Source organism: Cupriavidus sp. 2TAF22, from assembly GCF_052115045.1.
Classification (GTDB): domain Bacteria; phylum Pseudomonadota; class Gammaproteobacteria; order Burkholderiales; family Burkholderiaceae; genus Cupriavidus.
Genome location: NZ_JBFRFX010000001.1, coordinates 438,200 through 460,855, shown reverse-complemented (window position 1 = coordinate 460,855; position 22,656 = coordinate 438,200). Strand labels below are relative to the sequence as shown.

General features: G+C 70.2%; 25 protein-coding genes. 11 read left to right on the top strand and 14 right to left on the bottom strand.

What is annotated here, in order from left to right; translation table 11 throughout:
- Positions 1-105 precede the first annotated feature (105 nt).
- From AB4Z48_RS02070 to AB4Z48_RS02055, 4 genes are all read left to right on the top strand, one after another.
- Positions 106-399: an EF-hand domain-containing protein gene (locus AB4Z48_RS02070; RefSeq protein ID WP_441612168.1), complete on the top strand. Its 294-nt coding sequence runs from the start codon at positions 106-108 to the stop codon at positions 397-399.
- 27 nt (positions 400-426) lie between these two features.
- Positions 427-1,140, top strand: a complete 714-nt coding sequence (locus AB4Z48_RS02065; RefSeq protein ID WP_441612167.1) for a response regulator — start codon at positions 427-429, stop codon at positions 1,138-1,140.
- The gene (locus AB4Z48_RS02060) at positions 1,140-2,474 is read left to right on the top strand and encodes an ATP-binding protein (protein ID WP_441612166.1); all 1,335 of its coding nucleotides are present in this window, start codon (positions 1,140-1,142) and stop codon (positions 2,472-2,474) included. The genes AB4Z48_RS02065 and AB4Z48_RS02060 overlap by 1 nt, the downstream gene beginning before the upstream one ends.
- A gap of 127 nt (positions 2,475-2,601) precedes the next feature.
- The gene (locus AB4Z48_RS02055; RefSeq protein WP_441612165.1) at positions 2,602-3,099 is read left to right on the top strand and encodes an adenylyltransferase/cytidyltransferase family protein; all 498 of its coding nucleotides are present in this window, start codon (positions 2,602-2,604) and stop codon (positions 3,097-3,099) included.
- A 28-nt stretch (positions 3,100-3,127) separates the two neighbouring features.
- On the opposite strand, the gene AB4Z48_RS02050 is transcribed toward AB4Z48_RS02055, so the two are convergent.
- The 4 genes from AB4Z48_RS02050 to AB4Z48_RS02035 all read right to left on the bottom strand — a co-directional run bounded on the left by AB4Z48_RS02050 (position 3,128) and on the right by AB4Z48_RS02035 (position 6,769).
- Complete coding sequence (locus tag AB4Z48_RS02050; protein WP_441612164.1) at positions 3,128-4,204, bottom strand: hypothetical protein; 1,077 nt, start codon at positions 4,202-4,204, stop codon at positions 3,128-3,130.
- A gap of 107 nt (positions 4,205-4,311) precedes the next feature.
- Positions 4,312-4,818: an OmpA family protein gene (locus tag AB4Z48_RS02045; protein WP_441612163.1), complete on the bottom strand. Its 507-nt coding sequence runs from the start codon at positions 4,816-4,818 to the stop codon at positions 4,312-4,314.
- Positions 4,819-4,907: 89 nt separating this feature from the next.
- Positions 4,908-6,188 carry a diguanylate cyclase domain-containing protein gene (locus AB4Z48_RS02040; protein ID WP_441612162.1) on the bottom strand — a complete coding sequence of 427 codons (1,281 nt, stop codon included), beginning with the start codon at positions 6,186-6,188 and terminating at the stop codon, positions 4,908-4,910.
- On the bottom strand, positions 6,185-6,769 hold the full coding sequence (locus tag AB4Z48_RS02035; RefSeq protein WP_441612160.1) for a YfiR family protein: 585 nt from the start codon (positions 6,767-6,769) through the stop codon (positions 6,185-6,187). The genes AB4Z48_RS02040 and AB4Z48_RS02035 overlap by 4 nt, the downstream gene beginning before the upstream one ends.
- 261 nt (positions 6,770-7,030) lie before the next feature.
- On the opposite strand from AB4Z48_RS02035, the gene AB4Z48_RS02030 reads away from it, so the two are divergent.
- Positions 7,031-7,414: a hypothetical protein gene (locus AB4Z48_RS02030; RefSeq protein ID WP_441612159.1), complete on the top strand. Its 384-nt coding sequence runs from the start codon at positions 7,031-7,033 to the stop codon at positions 7,412-7,414.
- An 18-nt stretch (positions 7,415-7,432) separates the two neighbouring features.
- On the opposite strand, the gene AB4Z48_RS02025 is transcribed toward AB4Z48_RS02030, so the two are convergent.
- A complete protein-coding gene (locus tag AB4Z48_RS02025; protein WP_441612158.1) occupies positions 7,433-7,894 on the bottom strand; it encodes an Lrp/AsnC family transcriptional regulator in 462 nt (153 codons plus the stop codon).
- A gap of 129 nt (positions 7,895-8,023) precedes the next feature.
- Here AB4Z48_RS02025 and AB4Z48_RS02020 point away from each other — a divergent pair, with 129 nt between their 5' ends.
- Entirely contained in the window at positions 8,024-8,653 is a 630-nt protein-coding gene (locus AB4Z48_RS02020) for a LysE family translocator (RefSeq protein WP_441612156.1), read from the top strand.
- A gap of 64 nt (positions 8,654-8,717) precedes the next feature.
- Here the strand turns inward: AB4Z48_RS02020 and AB4Z48_RS02015 are convergent, their stop codons facing one another.
- Positions 8,718-9,608, bottom strand: coding sequence for a LysR family transcriptional regulator (locus AB4Z48_RS02015; protein ID WP_441612155.1), 891 nt, complete (start codon positions 9,606-9,608; stop codon positions 8,718-8,720).
- A gap of 200 nt (positions 9,609-9,808) precedes the next feature.
- On the opposite strand from AB4Z48_RS02015, the gene AB4Z48_RS02010 reads away from it, so the two are divergent.
- Positions 9,809-11,377, top strand: coding sequence for an MFS transporter (locus tag AB4Z48_RS02010; RefSeq protein ID WP_441612153.1), 1,569 nt, complete (start codon positions 9,809-9,811; stop codon positions 11,375-11,377).
- On the opposite strand, the gene AB4Z48_RS02005 is transcribed toward AB4Z48_RS02010, so the two are convergent.
- Genes AB4Z48_RS02005 through AB4Z48_RS01980 form a run of 6 tightly spaced genes read right to left on the bottom strand, consistent with a single transcriptional unit; the run spans position 11,374 to position 17,004 of the window.
- Positions 11,374-12,360 carry a tripartite tricarboxylate transporter substrate binding protein gene (locus tag AB4Z48_RS02005; RefSeq protein ID WP_441612152.1) on the bottom strand — a complete coding sequence of 329 codons (987 nt, stop codon included), beginning with the start codon at positions 12,358-12,360 and terminating at the stop codon, positions 11,374-11,376. The two genes, AB4Z48_RS02010 and AB4Z48_RS02005, sit on opposite strands and share 4 nt — an antisense overlap.
- Positions 12,361-12,397: 37 nt before the next feature.
- Positions 12,398-13,414 carry a tripartite tricarboxylate transporter substrate binding protein gene (locus tag AB4Z48_RS02000; protein ID WP_441612151.1) on the bottom strand — a complete coding sequence of 339 codons (1,017 nt, stop codon included), beginning with the start codon at positions 13,412-13,414 and terminating at the stop codon, positions 12,398-12,400.
- Between the two features lie 38 nt (positions 13,415-13,452).
- On the bottom strand, positions 13,453-14,076 hold the full coding sequence (locus AB4Z48_RS01995) for a YbhB/YbcL family Raf kinase inhibitor-like protein (RefSeq protein ID WP_441612150.1): 624 nt from the start codon (positions 14,074-14,076) through the stop codon (positions 13,453-13,455).
- The gene (gene leuD, locus AB4Z48_RS01990; RefSeq protein WP_441612279.1) at positions 14,073-14,699 is read right to left on the bottom strand and encodes a 3-isopropylmalate dehydratase small subunit; all 627 of its coding nucleotides are present in this window, start codon (positions 14,697-14,699) and stop codon (positions 14,073-14,075) included. Before leuD ends, AB4Z48_RS01995 begins: the two co-directional genes overlap by 4 nt.
- A gap of 2 nt (positions 14,700-14,701) precedes the next feature.
- On the bottom strand, positions 14,702-16,102 hold the full coding sequence (leuC, locus tag AB4Z48_RS01985; protein ID WP_441612149.1) for a 3-isopropylmalate dehydratase large subunit: 1,401 nt from the start codon (positions 16,100-16,102) through the stop codon (positions 14,702-14,704).
- Positions 16,103-16,104: 2 nt separating this feature from the next.
- Positions 16,105-17,004, bottom strand: a complete 900-nt coding sequence (locus AB4Z48_RS01980; protein WP_441612148.1) for an isocitrate lyase/PEP mutase family protein — start codon at positions 17,002-17,004, stop codon at positions 16,105-16,107.
- A gap of 165 nt (positions 17,005-17,169) precedes the next feature.
- Between AB4Z48_RS01980 and AB4Z48_RS01975 the strand changes: the two genes are divergently transcribed.
- A complete protein-coding gene (locus AB4Z48_RS01975; protein WP_441612147.1) occupies positions 17,170-17,973 on the top strand; it encodes a GntR family transcriptional regulator in 804 nt (267 codons plus the stop codon).
- 69 nt (positions 17,974-18,042) lie between these two features.
- Here AB4Z48_RS01975 and AB4Z48_RS01970 read toward each other — a convergent pair whose 3' ends face one another.
- On the bottom strand, positions 18,043-18,759 hold the full coding sequence (locus tag AB4Z48_RS01970; RefSeq protein ID WP_441612146.1) for an aspartate/glutamate racemase family protein: 717 nt from the start codon (positions 18,757-18,759) through the stop codon (positions 18,043-18,045).
- Between the two features lie 78 nt (positions 18,760-18,837).
- Entirely contained in the window at positions 18,838-20,043 is a 1,206-nt protein-coding gene (gene purT, locus AB4Z48_RS01965) for a formate-dependent phosphoribosylglycinamide formyltransferase (protein ID WP_441612145.1), read from the bottom strand.
- Between the two features lie 297 nt (positions 20,044-20,340).
- Here purT and AB4Z48_RS01960 point away from each other — a divergent pair, with 297 nt between their 5' ends.
- The 3 genes from AB4Z48_RS01960 to AB4Z48_RS01950 all read left to right on the top strand — a co-directional run bounded on the left by AB4Z48_RS01960 (position 20,341) and on the right by AB4Z48_RS01950 (position 22,521).
- Positions 20,341-21,135: an SDR family NAD(P)-dependent oxidoreductase gene (locus AB4Z48_RS01960; protein WP_441612144.1), complete on the top strand. Its 795-nt coding sequence runs from the start codon at positions 20,341-20,343 to the stop codon at positions 21,133-21,135.
- A 91-nt stretch (positions 21,136-21,226) separates the two neighbouring features.
- Positions 21,227-21,748, top strand: a complete 522-nt coding sequence (locus tag AB4Z48_RS01955; RefSeq protein WP_441612142.1) for a LysR family transcriptional regulator — start codon at positions 21,227-21,229, stop codon at positions 21,746-21,748.
- Between the two features lie 221 nt (positions 21,749-21,969).
- Positions 21,970-22,521: an RrF2 family transcriptional regulator gene (locus tag AB4Z48_RS01950; RefSeq protein WP_441612141.1), complete on the top strand. Its 552-nt coding sequence runs from the start codon at positions 21,970-21,972 to the stop codon at positions 22,519-22,521.
- Positions 22,522-22,656: the final 135 nt, after the last annotated feature.

Sequence of the window (22,656 nt, the reverse complement as noted above, 5' to 3'; positions counted from 1 at the left end):
GGTCCTTCCGGTCCTTCCGGTCCTTCCGGTCTTTCCAGCCCTTTCAACCCTTCGGCATCCATCACCAGGCCGGCACCGAGTGTCGGCTACACCACGGAGTCCATCATGAAGAAGATGATCGCAGTTCTTATCTTGTGTATTGTTTCTGCAGGCGCGTCCGCTCAGGTCGCCGCGCCGCCCGCGGGTGGCGGTGCCCGGATCGAGCGTGCGATGCAGCAATTGCAGGCGCGCTTCGCCAGCGCCAACACGACGCACGACGGCAAGCTGACCCGGGACCAGGCGGCGGCCGGCATGCCGATGGTCGCCAGCCGCTTCGACGAAATCGACACGCAGCGCGCCGGCTACGTCACGTTGGCGCAGATCGAGGAATTCATGAGACAGAAATCGATGGCCCGCTGATTCCCCGATCATCGCCGGAGACGCACCATGGAGCAGTCGAACAGGATCATCGTGCTCGATGATGAAGCCGAGTTGCGCAATATGCTGCAACGGTTCCTGACCGGGCACGGCTTCCAGGTGCGCGTGGTCGCCGACGGCAAGCGCCTCGACCGCTACCTGCAGCGCGAGCCGTACGACCTGCTCGTGCTGGACCTGATGATGGAGCCGGAAGACGGCCTGACCATCTGCCGCCGGCTACGCGCCGAAGGACAGACACTGCCGATCCTGATGCTGACCGCCAAGGGCGATCCGGTCGACCGGGTGGCCGGGCTGGAGACCGGCGCCGACGACTACCTCGCCAAGCCGTTCGTGCCGGACGAGCTGGTCGCGCGCATCCGTGCGCTGCTGCGCAGGCAGAGAATGGCGGCCGGCGAGCCGACCGTGACCTCGCAGACCCTGCGCTTCGGCGAATTCCAGTTCGACGTCGGCAAGCAGACGCTGATGCTGCGCGGCGAACCGGTCGAGGTGCATTCCGCGCAGATGCTGCTGTTGCACGCCCTGGGGTCGTCGCCGAACCGGCCGGTGAGCCGCGAGAACCTGCTCGCGCGCGCCCGCGGCCGCGACCACGACGCGCTCGACCGCAGCATCGACGTGCAGATCCTGCGGCTGCGCCAGATCCTCGAAGAAGATCCTTCGAAGCCGCGTTTCATCAAGACCGTGTGGGGCGTAGGCTATATGCTGATCGCCGGCATCGAGTCGTGATGCGGCTCGCGCTGCCCCGTTCGCTGCTCGCGCGCAACATCGCCTTGCTGGTGGCGCTCGTTGCGCTCACCCAGGTCTGCTCGCTCACTGTCTTGCTGCATTTCGTGCAGCGCCCGCACATCGAACGCGCGGCGGTCATCTTTTCCAACTACGTGAAGACGCTCGATGGCGTGCTTGCCGCCATGCCGGCCGACGAGGGCCGCGCGGCGGCCGCGCGGCTTGGCGCCATGGCGCAGCCGCCCGGGCAAGTCGCACTCGAGCCGCCGCCCAGTCCGGTCCGCATTTTTCGTACGTACCAGCGCGATGTCTTCATGGAAGCATTGCAGCGCTATCTGCCGCCGGACATGCCGGTACGATGGCAGACCGGCGAGGGGGACGCGGAGCGGCTATGGATCCGCGTGCATGTGGCCGGCGCGCCCAGCTGGATCGCCTTGCCGATGACCGAAGACGCGCGCGCGAGCGGCATCGCCGCCGCGCTCGCGCTGTCGGCGGCCTTTGCGTTGCTCGCGGCACTCACGGGCTACCTGATCCAGCTGCACATCAACCGTCCGCTGCAGGACCTGGCACGGGCGGCGCGCCACGTCAGCGCCGGCGAAGCCCCGGTGCCGCTGCCCACGGACGGGCCGACCGAGATCGCCCAGGTGAGCGGCGCGTTCAACCAGATGACGCAGGCCTTGCAACAGGCCGAAGCGACCCGCACGCTGATGCTGGCCGGCGTGTCGCACGACATCCGCACGCCGCTGACCAAGCTGCGCCTCGCCATGGCGATGGCGATCCCGCGCGGCGCCGACGACACCTTCGTGGCATCGGTGGAGGGCTATCTCGACCAGATCGACACCATCCTCCAGCAGTTCATGGACTACGCGGGCAGCGGCGAGCGCGAGGTCCCGCAGCCCGGCGATGTCGATGCGCTCATCAGCCAGCTCGCGGCGGATTTCGCGGGGCTCGGGCACGAGTTCGAGCTGTCGCTCGGCGGCATGCCGGTGTTCCCGTTCAGGCCGGTAAGCCTGATGCGCCTGCTGATGAACCTGATGCAGAACGCGGTCGTCTACGGACGGGCGGGTTTTGCCGTGCGCACCTGGGCCGAAGGCGATACGGCGTACGTCGCCGTGTGCGACCGGGGCAACGGCATCGGCGCGGAGGAACTGGAACAGCTCAAGGCGCCGTTCAGCCGCGGCAGGAACGCGCGCGGCCATTCGGGCGGCACCGGGCTCGGACTCGCGATCGTCGAACGCATCGCGCGCCTGCATGGCGGCTCGCTGCGGTTCCGCGCGCGCGACGGCGGCGGTCTCGAAGCGGTGGTGGCACTGCCGCTGAAAGGGCATTCCGCGTAGAGGCGGGACACGCCGCCCCCAATCCCCCCCTTATTCCCTCGATTGCCCTGCGCCCCACCGCACTATCATCGCGGGCGATCCCGCCGTGCGGTCCCCGCCGGCAAGCCATCCCCGACAGCGTTCACCCATGACCGACAACCTGCCACACACGCACGGCGCAACCACCCTGCCTCTCTACGCGCTCCCGGCCCGCGGCCTGGCCGTGGGCGTGTTCGATCTCTTCCATGTCGGCCACCTGCGCTACCTGCAATACATCCGCGCGCGCTGCGCCACGCTGGTGACGGTGGTCACGCGCGATGCCACCGTGCTGGCCAGGAAGGGGCGCACGCCGGCCGTGCCGGAGGCCGAGCGGCTGGAAATCGTGCGGGGGCTGGGGTGGGTGGACGAGGCCTTGCTCCAGCCGGGCGGGCTGGATGACACCGAAGGCGCGGTGCGCTGGGTGGCGGACCTGGGAGTCGATCACGTCTTCATCGGCGAGGACTGGCGCGGCAGCGCGCGCTGGGAGCGGCTGGCGCCACGGCTGGCGGCGCTCGGCATCGGGCTGAGCTGGACGCCGCGCGCCAGCGAGGTCTCGACCACGGCGCTGCGCGAGCGCATTCTGGCCAGCCTGGAGCGCGCCGCTTAACGGTGCGTAGCGGTGCGGGCGCGGCGCTTCAGGCTGGCGGGCGCAACCCGGCCAGCCGGCCTTCGAGCACCCCGCCGATGCGCAGCAGCAGCCTGTCTTCCGGCGTATGGCGCTCCAGCACCAGCCGCACGAGCCGCAGCGCCTTCTCCCAGTAGCCGTTCAGGCAGGCATTGGCGATGCGCGAGTAGGCATACCACTGCGTCAGGGCGGAGAAGCCAAGCAGGTTATGCGCGCCGATGATGGTGTCGAAGGCCGGATCCGGCACGCGCCAGGCCTTGCCATAGACCGCCTCGAGCCAGCCATGCGGATCCTGCAGCTGCCACACCTGACCGGCGGGGCTGCCGGCTTGTTCAAGTTGCAGCGGGCCGGGGAAGCGGGTCACGCGCTGGTGGCTGGCGGGCGTGCCGCCGCCGGTCCAGAAGCCGCCCAGCAGCGTGGCACCATCCGCTTGCGGCTGCAGGCCGCAGAGGTCCAGCACCACGTCCAGGCGCGGATGATGGTAGGTCGCCATATTGTCGATGGCGAAGACAGGCTGCGGGCGCTGCCAGCCGTGGGCGCTCAGGATGGCGTGCGCGGCCGGCAGTTCCGCCACCAGCAGGCCCAGGTCGAGGTCCTTGTCGAACGGAAGCAGGCGGCCTTCGCGCACCAGCCCGAGCAGGGTGCCGGCATGCGCGAAGGCGCGCACCCCGCTGCCCGCGAGTTGCGCCAGCACCTGCCACAGCAGAGCCTGTACCTGCGGATCGGCAAGCTTGCGCATGGCGGGCTGCGGATTGTGGACCAGCGGCGCCGCGCACAAGGCTTCGAGCGCCTGCCGCTCCACCAGCACGCCCTCTTCGATGCGCTGCTGATGCAGCAATGCGGTGCCGAGGAAGAACAACCAGTACGGCAGGAGCGCCGGATGCGCCTGCGGCGCCGCCAGCAGGTTCTGGCAGACCTGCTGCACGGCGGCGGCGTAGCCCTGTTCGAGGCCGAGCTGGCACCATTGGCGAATATCGTCCGGCGGCAGCACGCCGCCTTGCTGCAGGCGTGCGGTCAGCGCGCCAAACTGGGCGGCGGCCTGGGCGGCGCCCTGGCCGGCCGGATGTGGTGCCGGTTGTGTGTCCATGCTGCTGCGTTGTCGATGCGGAGCCGCCAGTCTAGGCGCAATGCGCGGCGGGCAATCGCCGGATCAGCGGGCAGGCTTGCACGCAAACTTCACGCAAGGCGCGTCCCCTACTCCACCGTCACCACGATGGCAACCCGCCGGTTCTCCGCGCGGCCCGCGGCGGTGCGGTTGTCCGCCACCGGGCGGCTCTTGCCCAGCCCGCGCACCTCGATGTCCTGCGCCGCGAAGGCATTCACGGCCAGCACCCTGGCCACTGCCTGCGCGCGCCGCACCGAGAGTTGCTGGTTGTAGTCGGCCGGGCCGGAGTCGTCGGTGTGGCCGTCGAGCCGGACACGGCCGATGCCCGCGCTCTTCAACGCCATGCCGATGCGCAGCACGATCGCCTCGTGGTCGGTGCCGATGGTGTCTTCGTTCAGGCCGAACAGCACTTTCTCGGACAGGTTCAGCTCCCAGCCGCTCTCGGTCTGCGTGAAGCCTTGTTCCTTGAGCGTCTCGATCTGCGGAACGCTGAGCCCGGCGCCGCTCGTGCTCTGGCAGGCGCCCAGGGCCAGCGTGGCGGCGGCCAGGACGGCGGCCAGGCATCGCCTTGCGCTTCCCGACAGGTTCGATGACACGATGCTTCTCCTATCCTCTTTGCGATTTGTACGGCGCCCATGGCGCTGCTTTCGCGCCGGCGCCGGCGCACCCTGCTCCCGGCACTGGCCTATTGCGGCTCGGCGACGGGCTCGCCGGCAACCAGTCCCGGCTCCGCGATCTGCCAGCGTCGCCCGCGGCCGCGCTTGGCCTCGTACATCGCCTCGTCGGCCTTGTGCAGCAACTCGGCGGCGCTCTGCCCATGCTGCGGGAACACCGACAGGCCGATGCTGAGCGAGGCCTCGATGCTGGTGCCGCCGCTGAGCCGGACCGGATCCTTCATGCGCTGCAGGATGTGCTCGGCCACCTGGACGATGTCGGCGGGCCGGCGCAGGGGCGTGACCAGCACCGCGAACTCGTCGCCACCCAGCCGCGCGACCAGGTCGCCCTCGCGCAGGCAGGCACGGATGCGCTGGGCGATGCCGGCCAGCACTTCGTCGCCGGCGGCATGGCCAAAGGTGTCATTGATCTCCTTGAACGCATCGCTGTCCAGGTAGAGCACGCCCACGTGCGAGCGGGAAATCGCGGCAAAGCGCACGGCGCGGTGCAGCGCATCCTCGAACGCGCCGCGGTTGAGCAGCCCTGTCAGGCTGTCGTGGCTGGCGCGGTGCGCCAGCGAGCGATTCTCGTGCTGCAGCTGGTCCTGCCAGCTTTCGAGCTCGTCGAGCAGGCCGTTGAAGTCCTCGCCCAGCGCATTGAGCTCGGCAATGCGCGCCGGCGGCGTGCGCTGGTCGAACGCGCGCCCGGAGCGCACCGCGTGGGCCACGCGCATCAGGTTGCGCACCGGCTCGATGATATGCACCAGCATGCGGCTCGACATGTAGTGCGCGCTCACCGCGGTCAGCAACAGGCAGGCCAGCAGGCCAAGCAGGCCGCTGAGCACGAACTGGAACAGCTTGGCGGGATCGGCCGACAGGCGCACGGTGCCTACCACCTGGGTCTCGTGCAGGATGACCTGTTCCACCGGGCCTGGCGCCATCAGCCTGCTCGCCATGCGCTGCAGGCCGGCGAGGCGCTTGTTGGCCGGGTGATGCCATTCGGCCAGCAGCCGGTTGTCGCGGTCGTAGACGCTGGCCTGCGCCACCTCGGCGGTGGCGATGGCCACCAGCGCTTCGCTTGCCGCCGCCGGGTCGCGGAACACCACCGGGGCCTCCAGCGTGTAGGCGAGCGAGCGTGCGATCAGGTGCAGGTTGTGGTCGGCGTAGACGCGCAGTGCGGCCAGGCCGAGCGCCGTGAGCGAGAGCCCCGCCGTGCAGACGGCGATCAGCGCCACGCTCAGGTGGATGCGGCGCAGCGTGTGGTAGAGCGTGGGGCGCGCGGCCGCCGCGCCGGGGCGGGAGCGCGGCCTCATGACGCCGCCCCCCGCCGGCGCCCGAGCTGCAGCACGCCGGGATGGATATGGATGCCGCTGCGCGCGACGGAATCGAGGTTGACGCGGAACGAGACGCGGTTGTCCGCCACGCTCAGGCAGAACATGCTGCCGACCTCGCACTCGAAGTCTTCTTCGGTGATGACCAGCACGGGGCGCCCGCCCAGATCGGCCGCGACCTTCTTGCGGCTGGCGTCGGTCATCGCGGCCAGGTAGACCGAGTCGCAGCCTGTCATCGAGCCCGCGGCCATGACATCGATGCGCCGCGACTGTATCGGGCGCCCGCTGGCCAGCGTGCCGCCGTCGGACAGCTTGCCGGCGTAGCGCGCCGAGCTGTCCACGCACAGGCGCAGCACCTCGCGTTCGACGGGCCAGCGCGCATAGCCGAGCAGGCTGTACACGGTGCGCATCACCGCCTCGGAGCGCGGCTGGGCCGTATCGGCCGCGGCGCCGGGCGGCTGCACGCACAGCAGCGCCGCGAACAGGGCCGGCACGATGCGCAAGAGAAGAAGCCGGCGCAAGCGCTTCGAGCGGTTGCTCGCATCGCCTGGGTCAGTAGCCATGGAATGGGGCAAGGAGGGGTGCCTGCCAATTGTCTTGTTCGGGGCAGACCAGGTCGCAGCATGCGCGCCGGTCTGGCTCTGGCTAGAAAAACGGCAGCGCGCCGATGCAACGCACCCGCAAGCCTTGCTAGCCCACTCCCTATATCGGCGCGCCGGCAGCGATATTTACCCCGGCGCACGGCCGGGACGGAGGCGGGGGCGGAGGCTTAGGCGGACTTTGCCTACAATGCCTGGAACATCCAGGCACGACCCCGCGCCCCAATGAACGAGACCGAAACCCCGCCGCCCGCGCGCAAGCGCCTGACCCTGCCGGCCCGGCTCTACCTGCTGGGCGCCGTCATCCTCGGCGCGGGCTGGATCGGTGCTGCGCTGATCTACCTGAACGCCGCGCGCGAAGAGGCCTCCGCCGACTTGCTGTACGGCCCGGGCTGGCAGCGGCAATACGATTTCCAGCTCGAGCGCATCGGCGGCAAGGCAGCGGTGCTGGCGGCCGAGTTTTCGCAGTGGTTCGGCGGCCTGTGGCACGGGAGGCAACTGGCGATCACGCTGGCGATCCTGGCCACGGCGGCGGCCCTGCTGTGCTTCGCGGTGGCGCGCGAAGTAGCGCTGGCGGCCCGGCATCGCGGCGGGGACAGCGAGGGCTGAAGGGCGCCCCGCCTGCCTTCAGAGCAACGGCAAACCCGCGTTGCGCTTGACCTCGCGCAGCGACAGCATCGACTCGACGGCCGTCACGCCGGGCAAGGTGCGCAGCACATCGCGCATGAAGATGCCGTAGTCGTCCAGGTCCCGCGACACCACCAGCAGCAGGTAGTCCGCGCTGCCGGAGACGTTATGGCAGGAAATGATGCGCGGAATCGCCTGCACCTCGCGCTCGAAGCGGTCGGACAGTTCGCGGCTGTGCACGCCGAAGCGCACCTGCGTGAACGCCATCACTCCAAGCCCGAGCGCCTGCCGCGACAGCAACGCGCGATAGCCCTCGATATAGCCCTCCGCCTCCAGCCGCTTCAGCCGGCGCGCGCAGGGCGTCTCGCTGAGCCCTGCGGATTCCGCCACGCTGGCGTTGGTGGCGCGGCCGTCGGCCTGTACCGCCATCAGGATCGCGCGATCCACTTTATCGAGTTCCATCGTCCTGCCTCCACGGAATCCCGGAAGATTAGCGCATTCCCCCAATTTCCATAACTTTTCCGTGGAAAAACGCCAAAAATCCCTCCGCGCCGTGCGTCATCATGACGCCATCCCCGACAGGAGTGCATCATGGTTTCGCTTCACCTGCTGCTCACGTTCATTGGCGCGCTGGCCGTGGTCTACGCCTTGCCCGGCCCCGACATGGCGCTGGTGCTGCAGACCAGCACCAGCCGCGGCGTCCGCCATGGCCTGGCCAACGCGGCCGGGCTGGCGCTCGCGCGCGCCACCCATGTCACGTTGTCTGCCTGTGGCGTGGCCGCGCTGCTGCGCGCCGCGCCGTGGCTTTACCAGGGCGTGCGCGTGGCGGGCGGGCTCTACCTTGCCTGGGTGGCCATCCAGATCCTGCGCAGCCCCGCCTTCGGCATCGACACCGGCGCGGGCGGCGCCGGCGCGGCCGCGCCCCTGCGCGCCTCGGTCGCGCGCGGCGCGCTGAGCAGCCTGCTGAACCCGAAGGCGCTGTTGTTCTGCTCGGTGCTGCTGCCGCAGTTCGTCGATCCGCACGGCGCGCCGGTGTGGTCGCAGGTGGTGGAACTTGGCGTGGTGCTGGTGCTGACCGGCATCGCCTTCGACCTGGCCTGCGTGTTCGGCGCCGCGCGCATGGCCGCCTGGCTGCGCGGCAGCCCGCGCGCGCAGGCGGTCCAGCGCTGGTCGTTCTCGGCGGTGCTGCTGGCGTTTGCGGCACGGCTGTCGATGGAGTGAGTGCCTGCCTCCGCCCGCCCCGCCGGCGCGCATCGGGCGGTCTGCCGCGCCGCCGAGGCTGCCATCATCGAACGGGTTCCGGGCCGGGCGGCGGCCGCGACACCAGTTCGATATAGCGCCGGATCGCCGCACCCCGTTCGTGCCTGCGCGACATCAGCGAGAGGTAGGAAGTCACCCCGAGCCCGGCGATCTCGCGGTACACCAGGCTGGGCAGGCTGATATGGCCGGCCACCGCGTTCGGCACGATCGCCACCCCTTCGCCCAGCGATACCAGCGTCAGCACCGCGACCAGCCCGCCGGGCTGCGGCCCCAGCCGCGGCGCGAAGCCGCCCTGCTCCGCGGTGGAAAGCGTGCCCGAGACCTGCTCGGGCAGGATAAACGTCTCTTCCTTGAGATGCGCAGGCTGGATCTCGGGCAGGCCACGCAGCCAGGACGCGGCATGCAGCGCCAGGATGAAGCCTTCGGGGGCCAGCGGCAGCGCGTCCACGCCCTCGGGCACGCGCACCGGCGAGCGCACGTAGGCAATATCGAACCGGCCATCCCTGACCTGGTCCGGCAGGCTGTCCATCGGCGCCTCGCGCACCAGCAGGCGTACATCGGGGCAAGCGGCGCGGAAGGCCTCCACCTGCCGCTGCAGCACGCCCGAATACGCCGCCGAGGCCACATAGCCGATATGGATCTCGCCGGTTTCGCCGCGCGCCTCGCGCTGCGCATGCAGTTGCGCTGACTCGAACTGCGCCACCACCGCGCGCGCTTCCACCAGCAGCACCTCGCCGGCCGGCGTCAGCGCCACCGACCGCTGGTTGCGCTCCAGCAGCCGGATCCCTAGCGCGGACTCCATCTCCTGGATCTGCCTGGTCAGGGTGGGCGTGGAAATGCCAAGCCGGGCCGCGGCCCGCGTGAAATGCAGGTCCTGGGCAACGGCGATGAAGTAGCGGAAATGACGCAGTTCCATTGGTTGCCAACCACTCCCAAGGCTTTGTTAGCTAGTAGGCAACAAAATAGCATGGCCAGCGCAACAACGCCGGCCACGGCCAGACGTATGCTGGCGCTCCTCTAGACAGGAAGCAACGACATGCGGTATACGGCGAACCAGCGGCGAAAAGGCCGCCTGCGCGGCACAAGTGGCGCAATTGTTTCATCGGGGGCAATAGCATGAGCGGCGGCACCGGCTCCCGCGCGGCGCTCCTGACGGCGTCCGGCGCCTGCGCCCTGATCGTGCTCGACACCAATATCGTGGCCGTCACGCTGCCGCGCATCGCGGCGGACCTGCATGCCACGTTCTCCGATATCGAATGGGTGGTCAGCGCCTATATGCTGACCTTCGCCGGCGGCCTGCTGCCGGCGGGCAGCCTGGCCGACAAGTTCGGCCGCAAGCGCATGCTGCTGGTGGGACTGGCGGTGTTCATGCTGGCCTCGCTGGGTTGCGGCCTTGCCGCCACCAGCCTGCAGCTGAACCTGGCGCGCGCGGCCAAGGGCGTGGGCGCGGCGCTGCTGCTGACCTCGGCCCTGGCCACCATCGCGCATGCGTTCCACGACGAGCGCGAGCGCGCCCGCGCCTGGGCGTTCTGGGGCGCGTGCATGGGCATGGCCACGCTGGTGGCGCCCGGGCTGGGCGGCATCATCAGCCAGACCATGGGCTGGCGCTGGGTGTTCCTGCTGAACCTGCCGGTGGGCTTGCTGCTGGGCGCCATGGTGATCCGGCATGTGGAGAACTCGCGCGATGCCGGCGCCGCGCGCATCGATGCGAGCGGCGCCCTCACCTTCAGCGGCAGCCTGTTCCTGATGATCTGGGCCCTGATCGAGGCCAACCGCATCGGCTGGGGCGATCCGCACACGCTGCTGCGCGTGGCCGGCGGCGCGGCGCTGTTCGCGCTCTTTATCGTCACGCAGCGCGTGCAGCGCCGGCCGATGCTGGACCTGTCGCTGTTCCGTAACCCGCGCCTGATCGGCGCGCTGCTGGCGATGGCGGCCTACGCCGGCTGCGCGCAGGTGATGATGACGCTGATCCCGCTCTACCTGCAGACCGGGCTGGGCTTCTCGGCCATCGCCTCGGGCGCGGCGATGTTGCCGTTCGCGCTGACCATGCTGGTCTTTCCGCGCATCGGCGTGCGCCTGTCGCACCGGATCGACGCATCCACCATGCTGGTGACCGGCCTGGTGCTGGTCGGCCTGGGCAACCTGCTGAGCGCGTGGGCCGCCACCACCATGAGCTACCTGCCATTCGCGCTGGCAATGGCGGTCACCGGCAGCGGCGCGGGCCTGCTCAACGGCGATACGCAGAAGAACATCATGGCCTGCATCCCGCGCGAACGCTCGGGCATGGCGTCGGGCATCAGCACCACCACCCGCTTCAGCGCCATCGTGCTGTCGTTCGGCCTGCTCGCCGGCCTGCTGGCCTGGCACATGCAAGCGCTGTTCGATGCGGCCTTGCGCGCCCTGGCGCCCGGCGCCTTGCCGCAGGACGCCGCTGCCCGCGTCGTGGCGCGCGTGGCGGCCGGCGACCTCGACGGCGCGCTGGCCGCCTTCGCCCCGCCGCTGCGCGACACGCTGGCGCCGCTCGCGCGCGGCGCGTTCGCGGGCGGCTTTTCGTGGGTGCTGTGCGTGGCCGCGGCGGCGGCGCTGACGAGTGCCGTGCTGGTGCGCCTGCTGATGCGCGACAACACCGTGCGCCAGCCGGCGCGCGAAAAAGTGGCGGCGGAGGTAGCGAGTGATGCCGGCTAGTCGATGCGCATCTGCGCATCGTGCACGATCTTGCCCAGGCGCGCTTTCTCCTGCTGGATAAAGCGCGTGAACTCGACCCGCGTGCCGGCCACGGGCCGGTAGCCATAGGTCTCGAACTGCGCGCGCAGGGCCGCGTCGCCCTGGAACGCGGCCTGCGTGGCCTGCGCGATTCGGTCCAGCACCGGCCCCGGCGTGCCCCGGGGCGCGTAGATGCCGCCCCAATGCTCCATGCGGATGCCGGCAAAGCCCTGCTCCACCGTGGTGGGCACATCGGGCAGCGACGGCGCCCGCTGGTCGTCGGCCACCGCCAGCGCGCGCAGCTTGCCACCGCGCACGAAGCCCATCACGCCCACCGGCGCTTCCGAAGCCAGGTCGATCTGGCCGCCGATCACCGCGTTGAGCGTCTCCGATCCGCTCTTGTAGTGCACCAGCGTGACCGGCACGCCCAGCGCCGCCTGCACCATCTCCGCGACGAAATGCCCGGTGCTGCCCGCGCCCGCGGTGCCGAACGTGATGCCGCCCCTGGCCTTGCCATAGGCCCGCAGGGATTTGAGATCGCTGAACGGCGCGGCGCTGCCCGCCACCATCACCGACGGCGCGGCGTTGGTGCTGACCACGGGCACGAGGTCGCTGTCCGCATAGGGCATCTTCGGGCGCAACAGCGCGTTGGCCACCGCGCCGTTGCCGGCGATCAGCAGCGTGTAGCCGTCCGGCGCGCTCTTGGCGACGAACTCGGTGCCGATGATGCCGCCCGCGCCCGGCTTGTTGTCCACGATCACGCTCTGGCCCAGCTGCGCGCCAAGCGCGCGCGCGATCATGCGGGTGGTGATGTCGCCCGGACCGCCGGCCGCGAACGGCAGCACCAGGCGGATTGGCCTGGCTGGCCACCGTGGCTGCGCAAAGGCGGGCAGGCCCGCCAGCGCGAGCGCCAGGCACGCGGCGGCGCGCGTCATTGCGGCGCGCCGGTCGGTTGAATGCTTCATGTCTTGCTCCTGGTCGTTGCCTTGCCGTGCGGCATGCCTACTCGAACGGGTAGCGCTTGACCAGCGCGCCGAGTCGCTCGCTGTCCTGGCGCACCTGGGTCGCGAACTCGGCGGGCGAGTTGACCACCGGCTCGGCGCCGGCGGCGGCGATGGTCTTCTGCACGTCCGGGTCCTTCACGGCTTCGCGTAGCGCGGCCACCACGCCCTGCGTGACCGCGGCCGGGGTGCCCTTCGGCGCGAACAGGCCGTACCACGTGACCGACTGGAACTGCGGGTAGCCGGCCTCGGCGGTGGTGGGCACTTCCGGCAGCGCGGCCGCGCGCTTTTGCCCCTGGGTGGCCAGGATCCGCAGCGTGCCGGCCTTGTAGTGCGGCAGCGCCGCGGTGATGCCGGTAAACGACAGGTTGACGTTGTTGGCGATCAGGTCCGTGACGATGGGTCCGGTGCCGCGGTAGTTGACGATGATGAGATTGGGCAGGCCGGTTTCTTCCGCCAGTTGCCTGCCGGAGATGCGCGCCACGCTTTCGCCGGTGCCCAGCGAGCACGCCCTGCCCACTGCCTTGCAGTACTGCACGAACTCGGCCATGGTCCTCACCGGCAGCTTGCCGCTCGCCACCACGGCGGCGGGCGACTGCGAGATGGCCGTGACAGGCTCCAGCCGCGCGAGCGGGTCGATGCCTTTCAGGCCCGGCGTGTATTTGGTGACGACGATGGCGGGCACCTGCAGCAGCAGGGTGTAGCCGTCGGGCCTGGCTTCCATCACGCGGCGCGTGCCGATCAGGCCGTCGGCGCCGGGCAGGTTCTCCACCACCACGGGCTGTCCCCACAGCACGCCGAGCTGCTTCGAGACGGCGCGCGCGGTGGCGTCGGTGCCGCCGCCGGCGGCGTAGGGCACCACCAGGGTGACAGGTCGCTCAGGGCGCCAGGCTGCCTGCGCTGCGGCGGCCATCGCCGGTGCCTCGGCGCAGGCCAGCAGCCATGCCGCGCAGGCGAGTGCTGCCGGCGCCGGCCCCGGGCGCCGGCGGCCGGCTTGTTGTTCGGTACTGGGTTGCATGTCGTCTCCTTGTGTTTTTGTCGGGTACATCCGGGCGCTCACGGCAACGCCGCGGCCGGCGCCAGCACGCGGCCGCGCCAGTCGCGCTGGAACACGCCGTCGAGGCGGCCACGCGCGACGGCGTGCCGGCGCAGCCACGCCACCAGCGTGGCGCGCTCCAGCGCCGCGGGCGGCGAAGCCGACAGCGCGTAGAGCTGGAACACGTAGCGGTGCGGGCCGTGCCCGTGCAGGGGACGCGGGCCGTCATAGCCCGCCGCGCCCAGGCCGTTGAGCGCCAGCGTCACGCCTGCCGGCGCCTGCCCGCCGGCGAGCGCGCCTTCGGCCAGGCCGCGCCGCGCGGCCGGTCCCCACGCCAGCGCATGCACCAGCGCGCGGGCCAGCGGCACGTCCGGGTCTTCCACCAGCAGCAGCCAGTGCGTGGCGGCTCCCGGCAGCGGGTTCCAGTCCAGCGCGGGCGAACGGTTGGCGCCGACGCCGGTGCCGGCGCTGCGCAGCGGCATCGCGCCGCCATCGGAAAACGCGGGGCTGCGCAACGCCAGCGTGGCGGGCAGCGCCGCTAGCGATGCATCGTTGCAGGCCAGCGCGGTATCGCCGGCATGGCGCCCGCGCAGCAGCAGGCCGATCCAGCGCACTACCCAGGGGGGCGGCATCCGGCTTGTCATGGCGCGCTCTTGCGTTCCACCGTCCACGCCCATGGCCTGCGCGCGCGGTCCGCCTGCTGCCAGGCGCGGATCAGGTGATCGTCCTTGAGCGTGAGGCCGATATCGTCCAGGCCGTGCAGCAATGCTTCGCGCCGCAGCGGGTCGATCGGAAAGGCGATGACAGTGCCGTCGGGCGCGGTCAGCGTGGCTGTCACCAGGTCCACCCGCAGCGCAGCGCCGCGCGCGCACTGGGCGGCCAGCGCCTGCACCGCCTGCGCCGGCAGGTGGATCGGCAGCATGCCGTTCTGGAAGCAGTTGTTGTAGAAGATGTCGCCGTAGCTCGGCGCGATCACGCAGCGCACGCCCATGGCCATCAGCGCCCACACCGCGCCCTCGCGCGAGGAGCCGCAGCCGAAGTTGGCGCCGGCCAGCAGCACCGGCGCGCTCCGGAACACAGCCCGGTTGAGCACGAAGTCCGGGTCCTCGCTGCCGTCGGCGCGATAGCGCAGCGCCTCCAGCGCGTACGGACCCAGCGCCTCGCGCGACAGGCTGGTCAGGCGCTCGATGCGGATGATCACGTCGGTGTCGACGTTGGCCCGCATCAGGGGCGCGGCGGCGCCCGTTACCACGGTGAAAGGTTGCATTGTCATCGGAGGTTGCGCACATCGGTGATGCAGCCGGTCACCGCAGCCGCGGCGGCCATGGCGGGACTGGCGAGGTGGGTGCGGGCGCCCGGTCCCTGGCGCCCGACGAAGTTGCGGTTGGAGGTCGACACCGAGCGCTGCCCCGGCGGGACCTGCTCGCCGTTGGCGGCCACGCACATGCTGCAGCCCGGCTCGCGCCACGCGAAGCCGGCGTCCTCGAACACGGCGCGCAGGCCTTCGGCCTCCGCCGCGCGCTTGACGTTCTCCGAGCCCGGCACCACCCAGGCGGTCACGCCTGGCGCCACGCGGCGCCCGCGCGCCACGGCGGCGGCGGCGCGCAGGTCGGACAAGCGCGAGTTGGCGCACGAGCCGATGAAGACCCAGTCGACCGGCGTGCCGGCAATCGGCGCGTTGGCTGCCAGGCCCATGTATTCGAGCGCGGCATCGATGGCATCGCGCGCCGGCTGGTCGGCCGCGGTGGCCGGGTCCGGGATCGTGCCGCCGACCGGGATGGCGTGCTCGGGGCTGGTGCCCCAGGTGATGGTGGGCGCCACCTCGCTGGCATCGATCGCTTCCTCGTGGTCGAAGACCGCGCCGTCGTCGCTGACCAGCGTGCGCCAGTAGGCGGCGGCGGCCTCGAAGGCGTCGCCGGCCGGGGCATGGGGGCGGCCGCGCAGCCACTCGATGGTGCGTTCGTCCGGCGCCACCATGCCGAAGCGCGCGCCCAGCTCGACGCTGAGGTTGCACAGCGTCAGGCGCCCTTCCACATCGAGCGCGTCGATGGCCGTGCCGGCGAACTCGATGGCATGGCCCACGCCGGCGGCCGTCCCGAGCCTGGCGATGATATGCAGCGCCAGATCCTTGGCGGTGATGCCCTCGGCCAGCACGCCGTCGCAGCGGATGCGCATGCGGCGCGGCTTCTGCTGGCGCAGCGTCTGCGTGGCGAGCGCATGCGTGCTCTGCGACGAGCCCACGCCGAACGCCATCGCACCCAGGCCGCCGTTGGTGCAAGTGTGGCTGTCGCCGCAGATCACGGTCAGGCCCGGCAGCACGATGCCCAGCTCGGGGCCCATCACGTGGACGATGCCCTGCCCCGGCTGGCCGAGATCGAACATCGTCACGCCGGCCGCGGCCGACTGATCGCGCAGCGCGGTCCACAAGCGTCCGCCCAGGGGGAAGGTATGGCCGTCGCGCCCCGGCTGGCTGGATACCGCGTGGTCCGGCGTGGAAAACACCAGCGCCGGATCGTGCAGCGGCAAGCCGCGCGCGGCCACCTCGCCCAGCGCGGGCGGGCCGGACAGGTCGTGCAGCAGGTGGCGGTCGATATGCAGCAGGGCCCAGCCGTCCCCCAGTTCGCGCACGACATGCGCATCCCAGAGCTTGTCGAACAGAGTGCGGGCCATGGTCAGGCTGCCCTGGCGCCGGCCGGCGCGTCGGGGCTGGTGGCGCGCGCGCCGGCGTTGAAGCGCTGGCGCAGGCCGTCCCATTCGTCGGCGCCGAAGCGGCGGAAGGTCTGGCCCACGCTGGCCGATACGGCCGGCGCGGTGAAGCTCGACTTGAGTTCGGCCAGCGCGGCGTCCCCGGCCTCGATGGCCGCCTTGAGCATCAGGCCGGGCAGTATCGCCAGCTTGTAGCCCATCGCCTCGGCCTCGCGCAGGTCGAAGATCGGCGTGCGGCCGCCGGGCACCACATTGAGCAGGCAGGGGCCGCGCACCAGCCTTGGTACCGCGGCCACTTCCTCGAGGGTCTGCGCGGCCTCGACGAAGGCCATGTCGGCGCCGGCCTCGAGCGCGGCGTTGGCCCGCCACACGGCTTCGTCCAGGCCCAGCACGGCGCGCGCATCGGTACGCGCGATGACGACGAAGTCAGGCGTGCGGCGCGCTTGCACCGCGGCCCGGATCTTGGAGACGAACGCCTCGCGCGACACCACTTCCTTGCCGTCGAGGTGGCCGCAGCGCTTGGGCGCGACCTGGTCTTCGATATGGATTGCCGCCACGCCGCGCGCCTCGTACTCGCGCACGGTCCGGGTGACGTTCAGTTCATTGCCGTAGCCGGTGTCGGCGTCCGCGATCAGCGGGATGCCCGTGGCGCGCGCCATCACCGCGGCATTCTCGACCATCTCGCTCATGGTCAGCAGGCCAAAATCGGGAAAGCCGCGCGCGGCCGAGGTGCCGGCGCCGGTCATGTAGCAGGCGGCAAAGCCGGCCTGCTCGATCAGGCGTGCGCCGATGGCGTCATAGGCGCCCGGGGCGATGATCATGCCGGGCGCCTGGAGGCGCTGGCGGAGGGTGGCTGCGGGAGTCATCGGGTGGATCCTGTTCTGCCGTTCGGTGGGTGACGGATCAGCGGCTGCTGTCCGGTTCGTGTTTATGTGTTTATATTCTAGATACAACTACTCGGGTGCGTCAAGGAGGGGAAAAACCCGCAAGGTCCTTGTGCTATGCTCCCCACGCCACCCATCCGCCATCCCATGTCGCGCACCACCTCTACCGCCTCGCCGCTGGGCCATGCGCCCGGCACCTCGCTGCATCGCCAGTTGTTCATCGTGTTGCGTGACGAAATCACGCGCGGCGTCTATGCGCAGACCGGCGCGCTGCCGAAGGAAGAAGCGCTGTGCGAGCGCTTCGGGGTATCGCGCATCACCGTGCGGCGCGCGCTGGCGGACCTGGCCGCGCTGGGTATCGTCGAACGCCGGCACGGCCTGGGCACCTTCGTGCGTCCCGATGCGCCGGTGGGGCGCAGCAGCCCCAGCCTCAGCGTGATCGACGGCCTGCGCAAGGCCGCGCTGGAAACCGATGTGGAAGTGCTCGGCGTGAGCACCGCCGTGCCGCCGCCGGATATTGCCGGCCTGCTGCAACTCCAGCCGGGCGAGAGCGCCGTGCACGCGCTGCGCCTGCGCAGCATGGCGGGCACGCCGGTCATGCTGACCGATGCCTGGGTGCCCGCCACGCTGGGCAAGCGCGTGACGGCCGCGGCGCTGCGCAAGCACGCGCTCTACGAGATCCTGCAGGCCCAGGGCGTGAAGTTCGGCCGCGTGGTGCAGGAGATCACGGCGCAGGCGGCCGATCCCGCCTTCGCCGGCTGGCTGCGTACCGAGGTGGGAGCGCCGCTGCTAAAGCTGGTGCGGCTGATGCATGATCCCGAGTCGCGGCCGGTCCTGTACATCACGGTGCAGATGTCGCCTGAGCGAAGCCGGATCCTGATGGATATTTCGGCGGACCAGGTCAACACGCTCAGCGCCGGCCGCTTTGTTCACGACGCGCCCGGGCAATAGCGCCCCGGCGTCTTGGCGCCTTGGCGGCGCCAAGGAATCAAGGAATCAAGGACTCAGGAACGCAAGGGTTCAGGGTCCAGGGCTTGCAGGCTGCGGGCAACCCACCGCCCGCCGCAGCGCCGCCCTTGCGAGCAAGCGTGTCGAGTCCAGCGTGGGCAGCGGCGAGTTGGCGTCGTTGACGATCAGCGGGATCTCGGTGCAGCCGAGCACGACCGCGTCGCATCCCTTCGCCTTCATGTTTGCGATCACCCGCAGGAAGCAAGCGAGCGCTTGCGGCGTGACGACGCCGTTCACCAGTTCATCCATGATGATGCGGCCGATCTCGTCGCGCTCGGCGTCATCGGGCAGCATATGGCGCATGCCGCGCGCGGCGAGCTTCCCGGGGTAGACCTCGCTGTCCATGAGCCACGCGGTGCCGGTGATGCCCAGACAGGAAAAGCCGCGCTCGGCCGCGCTGGCGGCGACCACCTCGGCGATATGCAGCCAGGGCAGCGGCGAGCGCGGCGCCACGTACGCCATGGCCTGGTGGATGGTGTTGTCGGGGCAGATCAGGAAGTCGGCGCCCATGCCGGCGAGCTTGCTGGCGGAGGTGAGCATCAACTCACCCACGGCCTCCCAGTCGCCGCGCCCGAGGTGTCCGACGTATTCGGCCAGCGATGGCGTGTGCATCGAGATCTCGGGATGCGCGTGCGGCCCGAGCAGGGCCGCGCCCTCCATGCAGATAGTGCGGTAGCACAGCGCGGCGCCTTCGGCCGAGCAGGCGACGATTCCGATATGGCCAGGCATGGGGATCGGCTCCGTGGGAAGGTGCGGCATATCCTGTGCGCGGCGCGCCCGCGCGCGGTGCGTCGCGCGTGCGGCCCGTCAGCCGGCGATGCGGGGCTTGACGCGGCTGGCCGCGTCCTTGGCGCGGGCACGGGCGGTCTCCACGTCGGCGTCGTAGGCCAGCGCCACGCCCATGCGGCGCTTGGCGAAGCTTTCCGGCTTGCCGAACAGGCGCAGCTCGGTCTGCGGCACGCGCAGCGCCTCGTCCACGCCATCGAAGACCACGCCGGCGGCGTCCACGCCGCCATAGATCACGGCGCTGGCGCCGGGGCTCTTGAGCGCGGTGCTGACCGGCAAGCCGAGGATGGCGCGCGCGTGCAGTTCGAACTCGTTCTGCCACTGGGTGATCATGGTGACCATGCCGGTGTCGTGCGGGCGCGGGCTGACCTCGCTGAACCAGACCTGCTCGCCCTTGACGAACAGCTCCACGCCGAACAGGCCCTGCCCGCCGAGGTTGGCGGTGACGGCCTGCGCGATCTGCTGGGCGGTCTCCAGCGCGGCCGGGTGCATGGGATGCGGCTGCCAGCTCTCCACATAGTCGCCGCTCACCTGCACATGGCCGATGGGCTCGCAGAACTGCGTCTGGACCTCGCCGCCGGCGCCGACGGCGCGCACCGTCAGCAGCGTGATCTCGTAGTCGAAATCGATGAAGCCTTCCACGATCACGCGGCCGTGGCTGACGCGGCCGCCGGCCATGGCGTAGTCCCATGCCGCCTTGACGCCTTCAGGGCCGTCGATCTTGCTCTGGCCCTTGCCGGAGCTGCTCATCACGGGCTTGACCACGCACGGGTAGCCGATGCCGCCGTCGATGGCGGCCTGCAGCTCTTCCAGCGAGTCGCAGAACTTGTAGGGGCTGGTCGGTACGCCAAGGGTTTCCGCGGCCAGGCGGCGGATGCCTTCGCGGTCCATGGTCAGGCGCGCGGCGCGGGCGGTGGGAATCACGCGCACCGCGCCGCCGGCCTCCAGCGCCTCGAGCATCGGCGTGGCGATGGCTTCGATCTCCGGCACCACCAGGTCAGGCTTCTCGGCTTCGATCAGCGCCTTGAGCTGCTCCGGATCGCTCATCGCGATGGTGCGGGCGTGGTGGGCCACCTGCTGCCCGGGGGCGTTGTCGTAGCGGTCCACCGCAATGGTCTCGACGCCGAGCCGTTGCAGCGCGATCAGGACTTCCTTGCCGAGTTCGCCGGAGCCCAGCAACATGACTTTGGTCGCGTTGGGCGAGAGAGGGGTGCCGAGAGTGGTCATGTGAGAGCGTCGAAAGCGAGTCAAAAGCGGAATTGTACGTCGGCGTGGGCCGGCGCCCGCCGATCTGCGGATGCGCTTGCGGACTTCCTGCTGCCAGGATGGCTCGCCGCACCCGGACGGGTTCGCCGGACCGAGCGGCGTGACGTAGCCCCGGCCCCGCATGCACGCCGCATGGCCAGCCATCGTTCAACGCAGCCGAAAGGTGCTTTGTCCGGCGCTGCCTTGGAGGAAGGGCATGTGGCAAATACACTGTGTCAGACGGCTTCCAACCCGGACGCCACCAGACCAGGAGTTTCCATGAAGATCGACCTTTCGGGCAAGATCGCCCTTGTTTCTGGCTCGACCGCCGGCATCGGCTTCGCCGCGGCCAAGGGGCTCGCCGAGGCGGGTGCCCGCGTCATTATCAATGGCCGCAGCGAGGCCGGCGTCGACAAGGCGCTGGTAGCCTTGCGCGGCGCGGTGGCCGGCGCGGACGTCACCGGCTTCGCGGGCGACCTCGCGGACGCGGACGTGTGCGCACGGCTGGTGGCGCAACAGCCGCACGTCGATGTGCTGGTCAACAACCTGGGCATCTTCCAGTTGCAGGACTTCTTCGAAACGCCGGACAGCGAATGGACGCGTTTCTTTGAAGTCAACGTATTGTCCGGCGTGCGGCTGTCGCGCGCCTACGCGCCTTCCATGGTCGCGCACAAATGGGGACGGATCGTGTTCATCTCGTCGGAATCGGGCCTGAACATCCCCGCCGACATGATCCACTACGGTTTCTCCAAGACCGCGCAACTGGCCGTCTCGCGTGGCCTGGCCAAGCGGCTGGCCGGCACCGGCGTGACGGTCAACGCCGTGCTCCCGGGCCCGACCCTGTCCGAAGGCGTCGCGCAGATGCTCAAGGACGAGGTGCAGAAGACCGGCCATTCGCCCGAGCAGGTCGCCGCGGATTTCGTCAAGGCGCACCGCTCGACGTCGATCATCCAGCGCGCGGCGACCGTGGAAGAAGTCGCCAACATGATCGTCTATGTCTGCTCGCCGCAGGCTTCCGCCACCACCGGCGCCGCGCTGCGCGTCGATGGCGGCGTGGTGGACACCATCGCCTGACAAGTATCGACGAGGGGCCCGGTGCGCTTGCGCCGGGGATGCCTGCCGGGAATCCGCTACCATCATGGACTCGGATTCCGGCGAAGAAACCATGGACAGACTGGACGCGCTGCGCCTGCTGGTGGACGTAGCGGAGGCTGGCAGCTTCTCGGCTGCGGCACGCAAGCGCACGCTCGCCACGTCCACCGTGACGCTGGCGGTGCAGCAACTCGAGGATGAGCTCGGCGCCAGCCTGATCACCCGCTCCACCCGCCGCCTGGCCTTCACCCACGAAGGCGAGCGCTTCCTCGCGCATGCCCGCCGCCTGCTGGCGGACTGGGATGCCTCGGTCAGCGCCATGCATGAAGATGGCCCGTTGCGCGGGCCTATCCGCCTGACCGCCACCAATGATTTCGGCCGCGCGCACGTCGTTCCCCTGCTGGACCGCTTCCTCGAACTGCACCCTGCGGTCAGCATCACCCTGCTGTTCGACGACAGCGTGGTCGACCTGATCGACACCGCGAACTCGCGTCCGGCGAACTGGAAAGCGCGCTCGACGAGTTTATCGCCGAGCGCGTGGATCTCTATGCCGTGTATCCCGGCACCGCGCCGAGCCGGCGCGTGGCGGCCCTGATCGACTTCCTGGCCGCCGGGCTGGCGGGCTAGAGGCCCGTCGCATCCGGCCAGGGCGGATCCCCGTCCCGGCGCGTTGCGCAAACGGACTCGATGTGTTTCGCCCGGCGGAGCGCGCCGCACATCGCTGTGCTCGGGCAGGCCCCTTGTCGCCTGCGGTCTTGCCCTTTGCCCCGATTCCGTATAGGCTTAAACTACGATTCAATTCATCTTAGTTAAGCCATGTCATTCATCAGCACAGGGGTCGAGTACGGGCTGCATTGCATGCTCTTTCTTGCCGATACCCCCGCCGGCGTGAAGGAAGCCAGCGTGCGCGACCTCGCCGAGTTGCAGGGCGTGCCGGTCGAGTACCTGGCCAAGCTCTTCACCAAGCTGGCCAAGGCCGAGCTGGTGGTCGCCACGGAAGGCATACGGGGCGGCTTCGCGCTGGCCCGGCCCGCGTCCAGGATCACGGTCCAGGACGTCGTGGAAGCCATCGACGGCGACAAGCCGCTGTTCGACTGCCGCGAGATCCGCTCCCGCTGCGCCCTGTTCGACCCCGATGCGCCGCCTGCGTGGGCGACCCGCGGGGTCTGCTCCATTCACGCGGTCATGCAGTCCGCGGAAAAAACCATGCGGCAGGAGCTGGCCAGGCACACGCTCGCGGATCTTGCCGACAAGACGCTGGCCAAGGCATCGGCCGGCTTCGGCCCGCATGTGGTGCAGTGGTTGACCGACCGCTCGGTCAACCGGCGGGGGGACCGCGCGGAAGCGGCCCCCAAGGCAAGGAAGTAAGACCCGCTTGGTGCGGCGCCGGCAAGGGCCGGCCCGCACACCCCGCTGCCGCTACGCGGCGAAAGCGCCATGAACACGAAAGCCGGCCAGTCCACGCAAATGGACCGGCCGGCTTTTCTACTTGCTTCGCCCGCG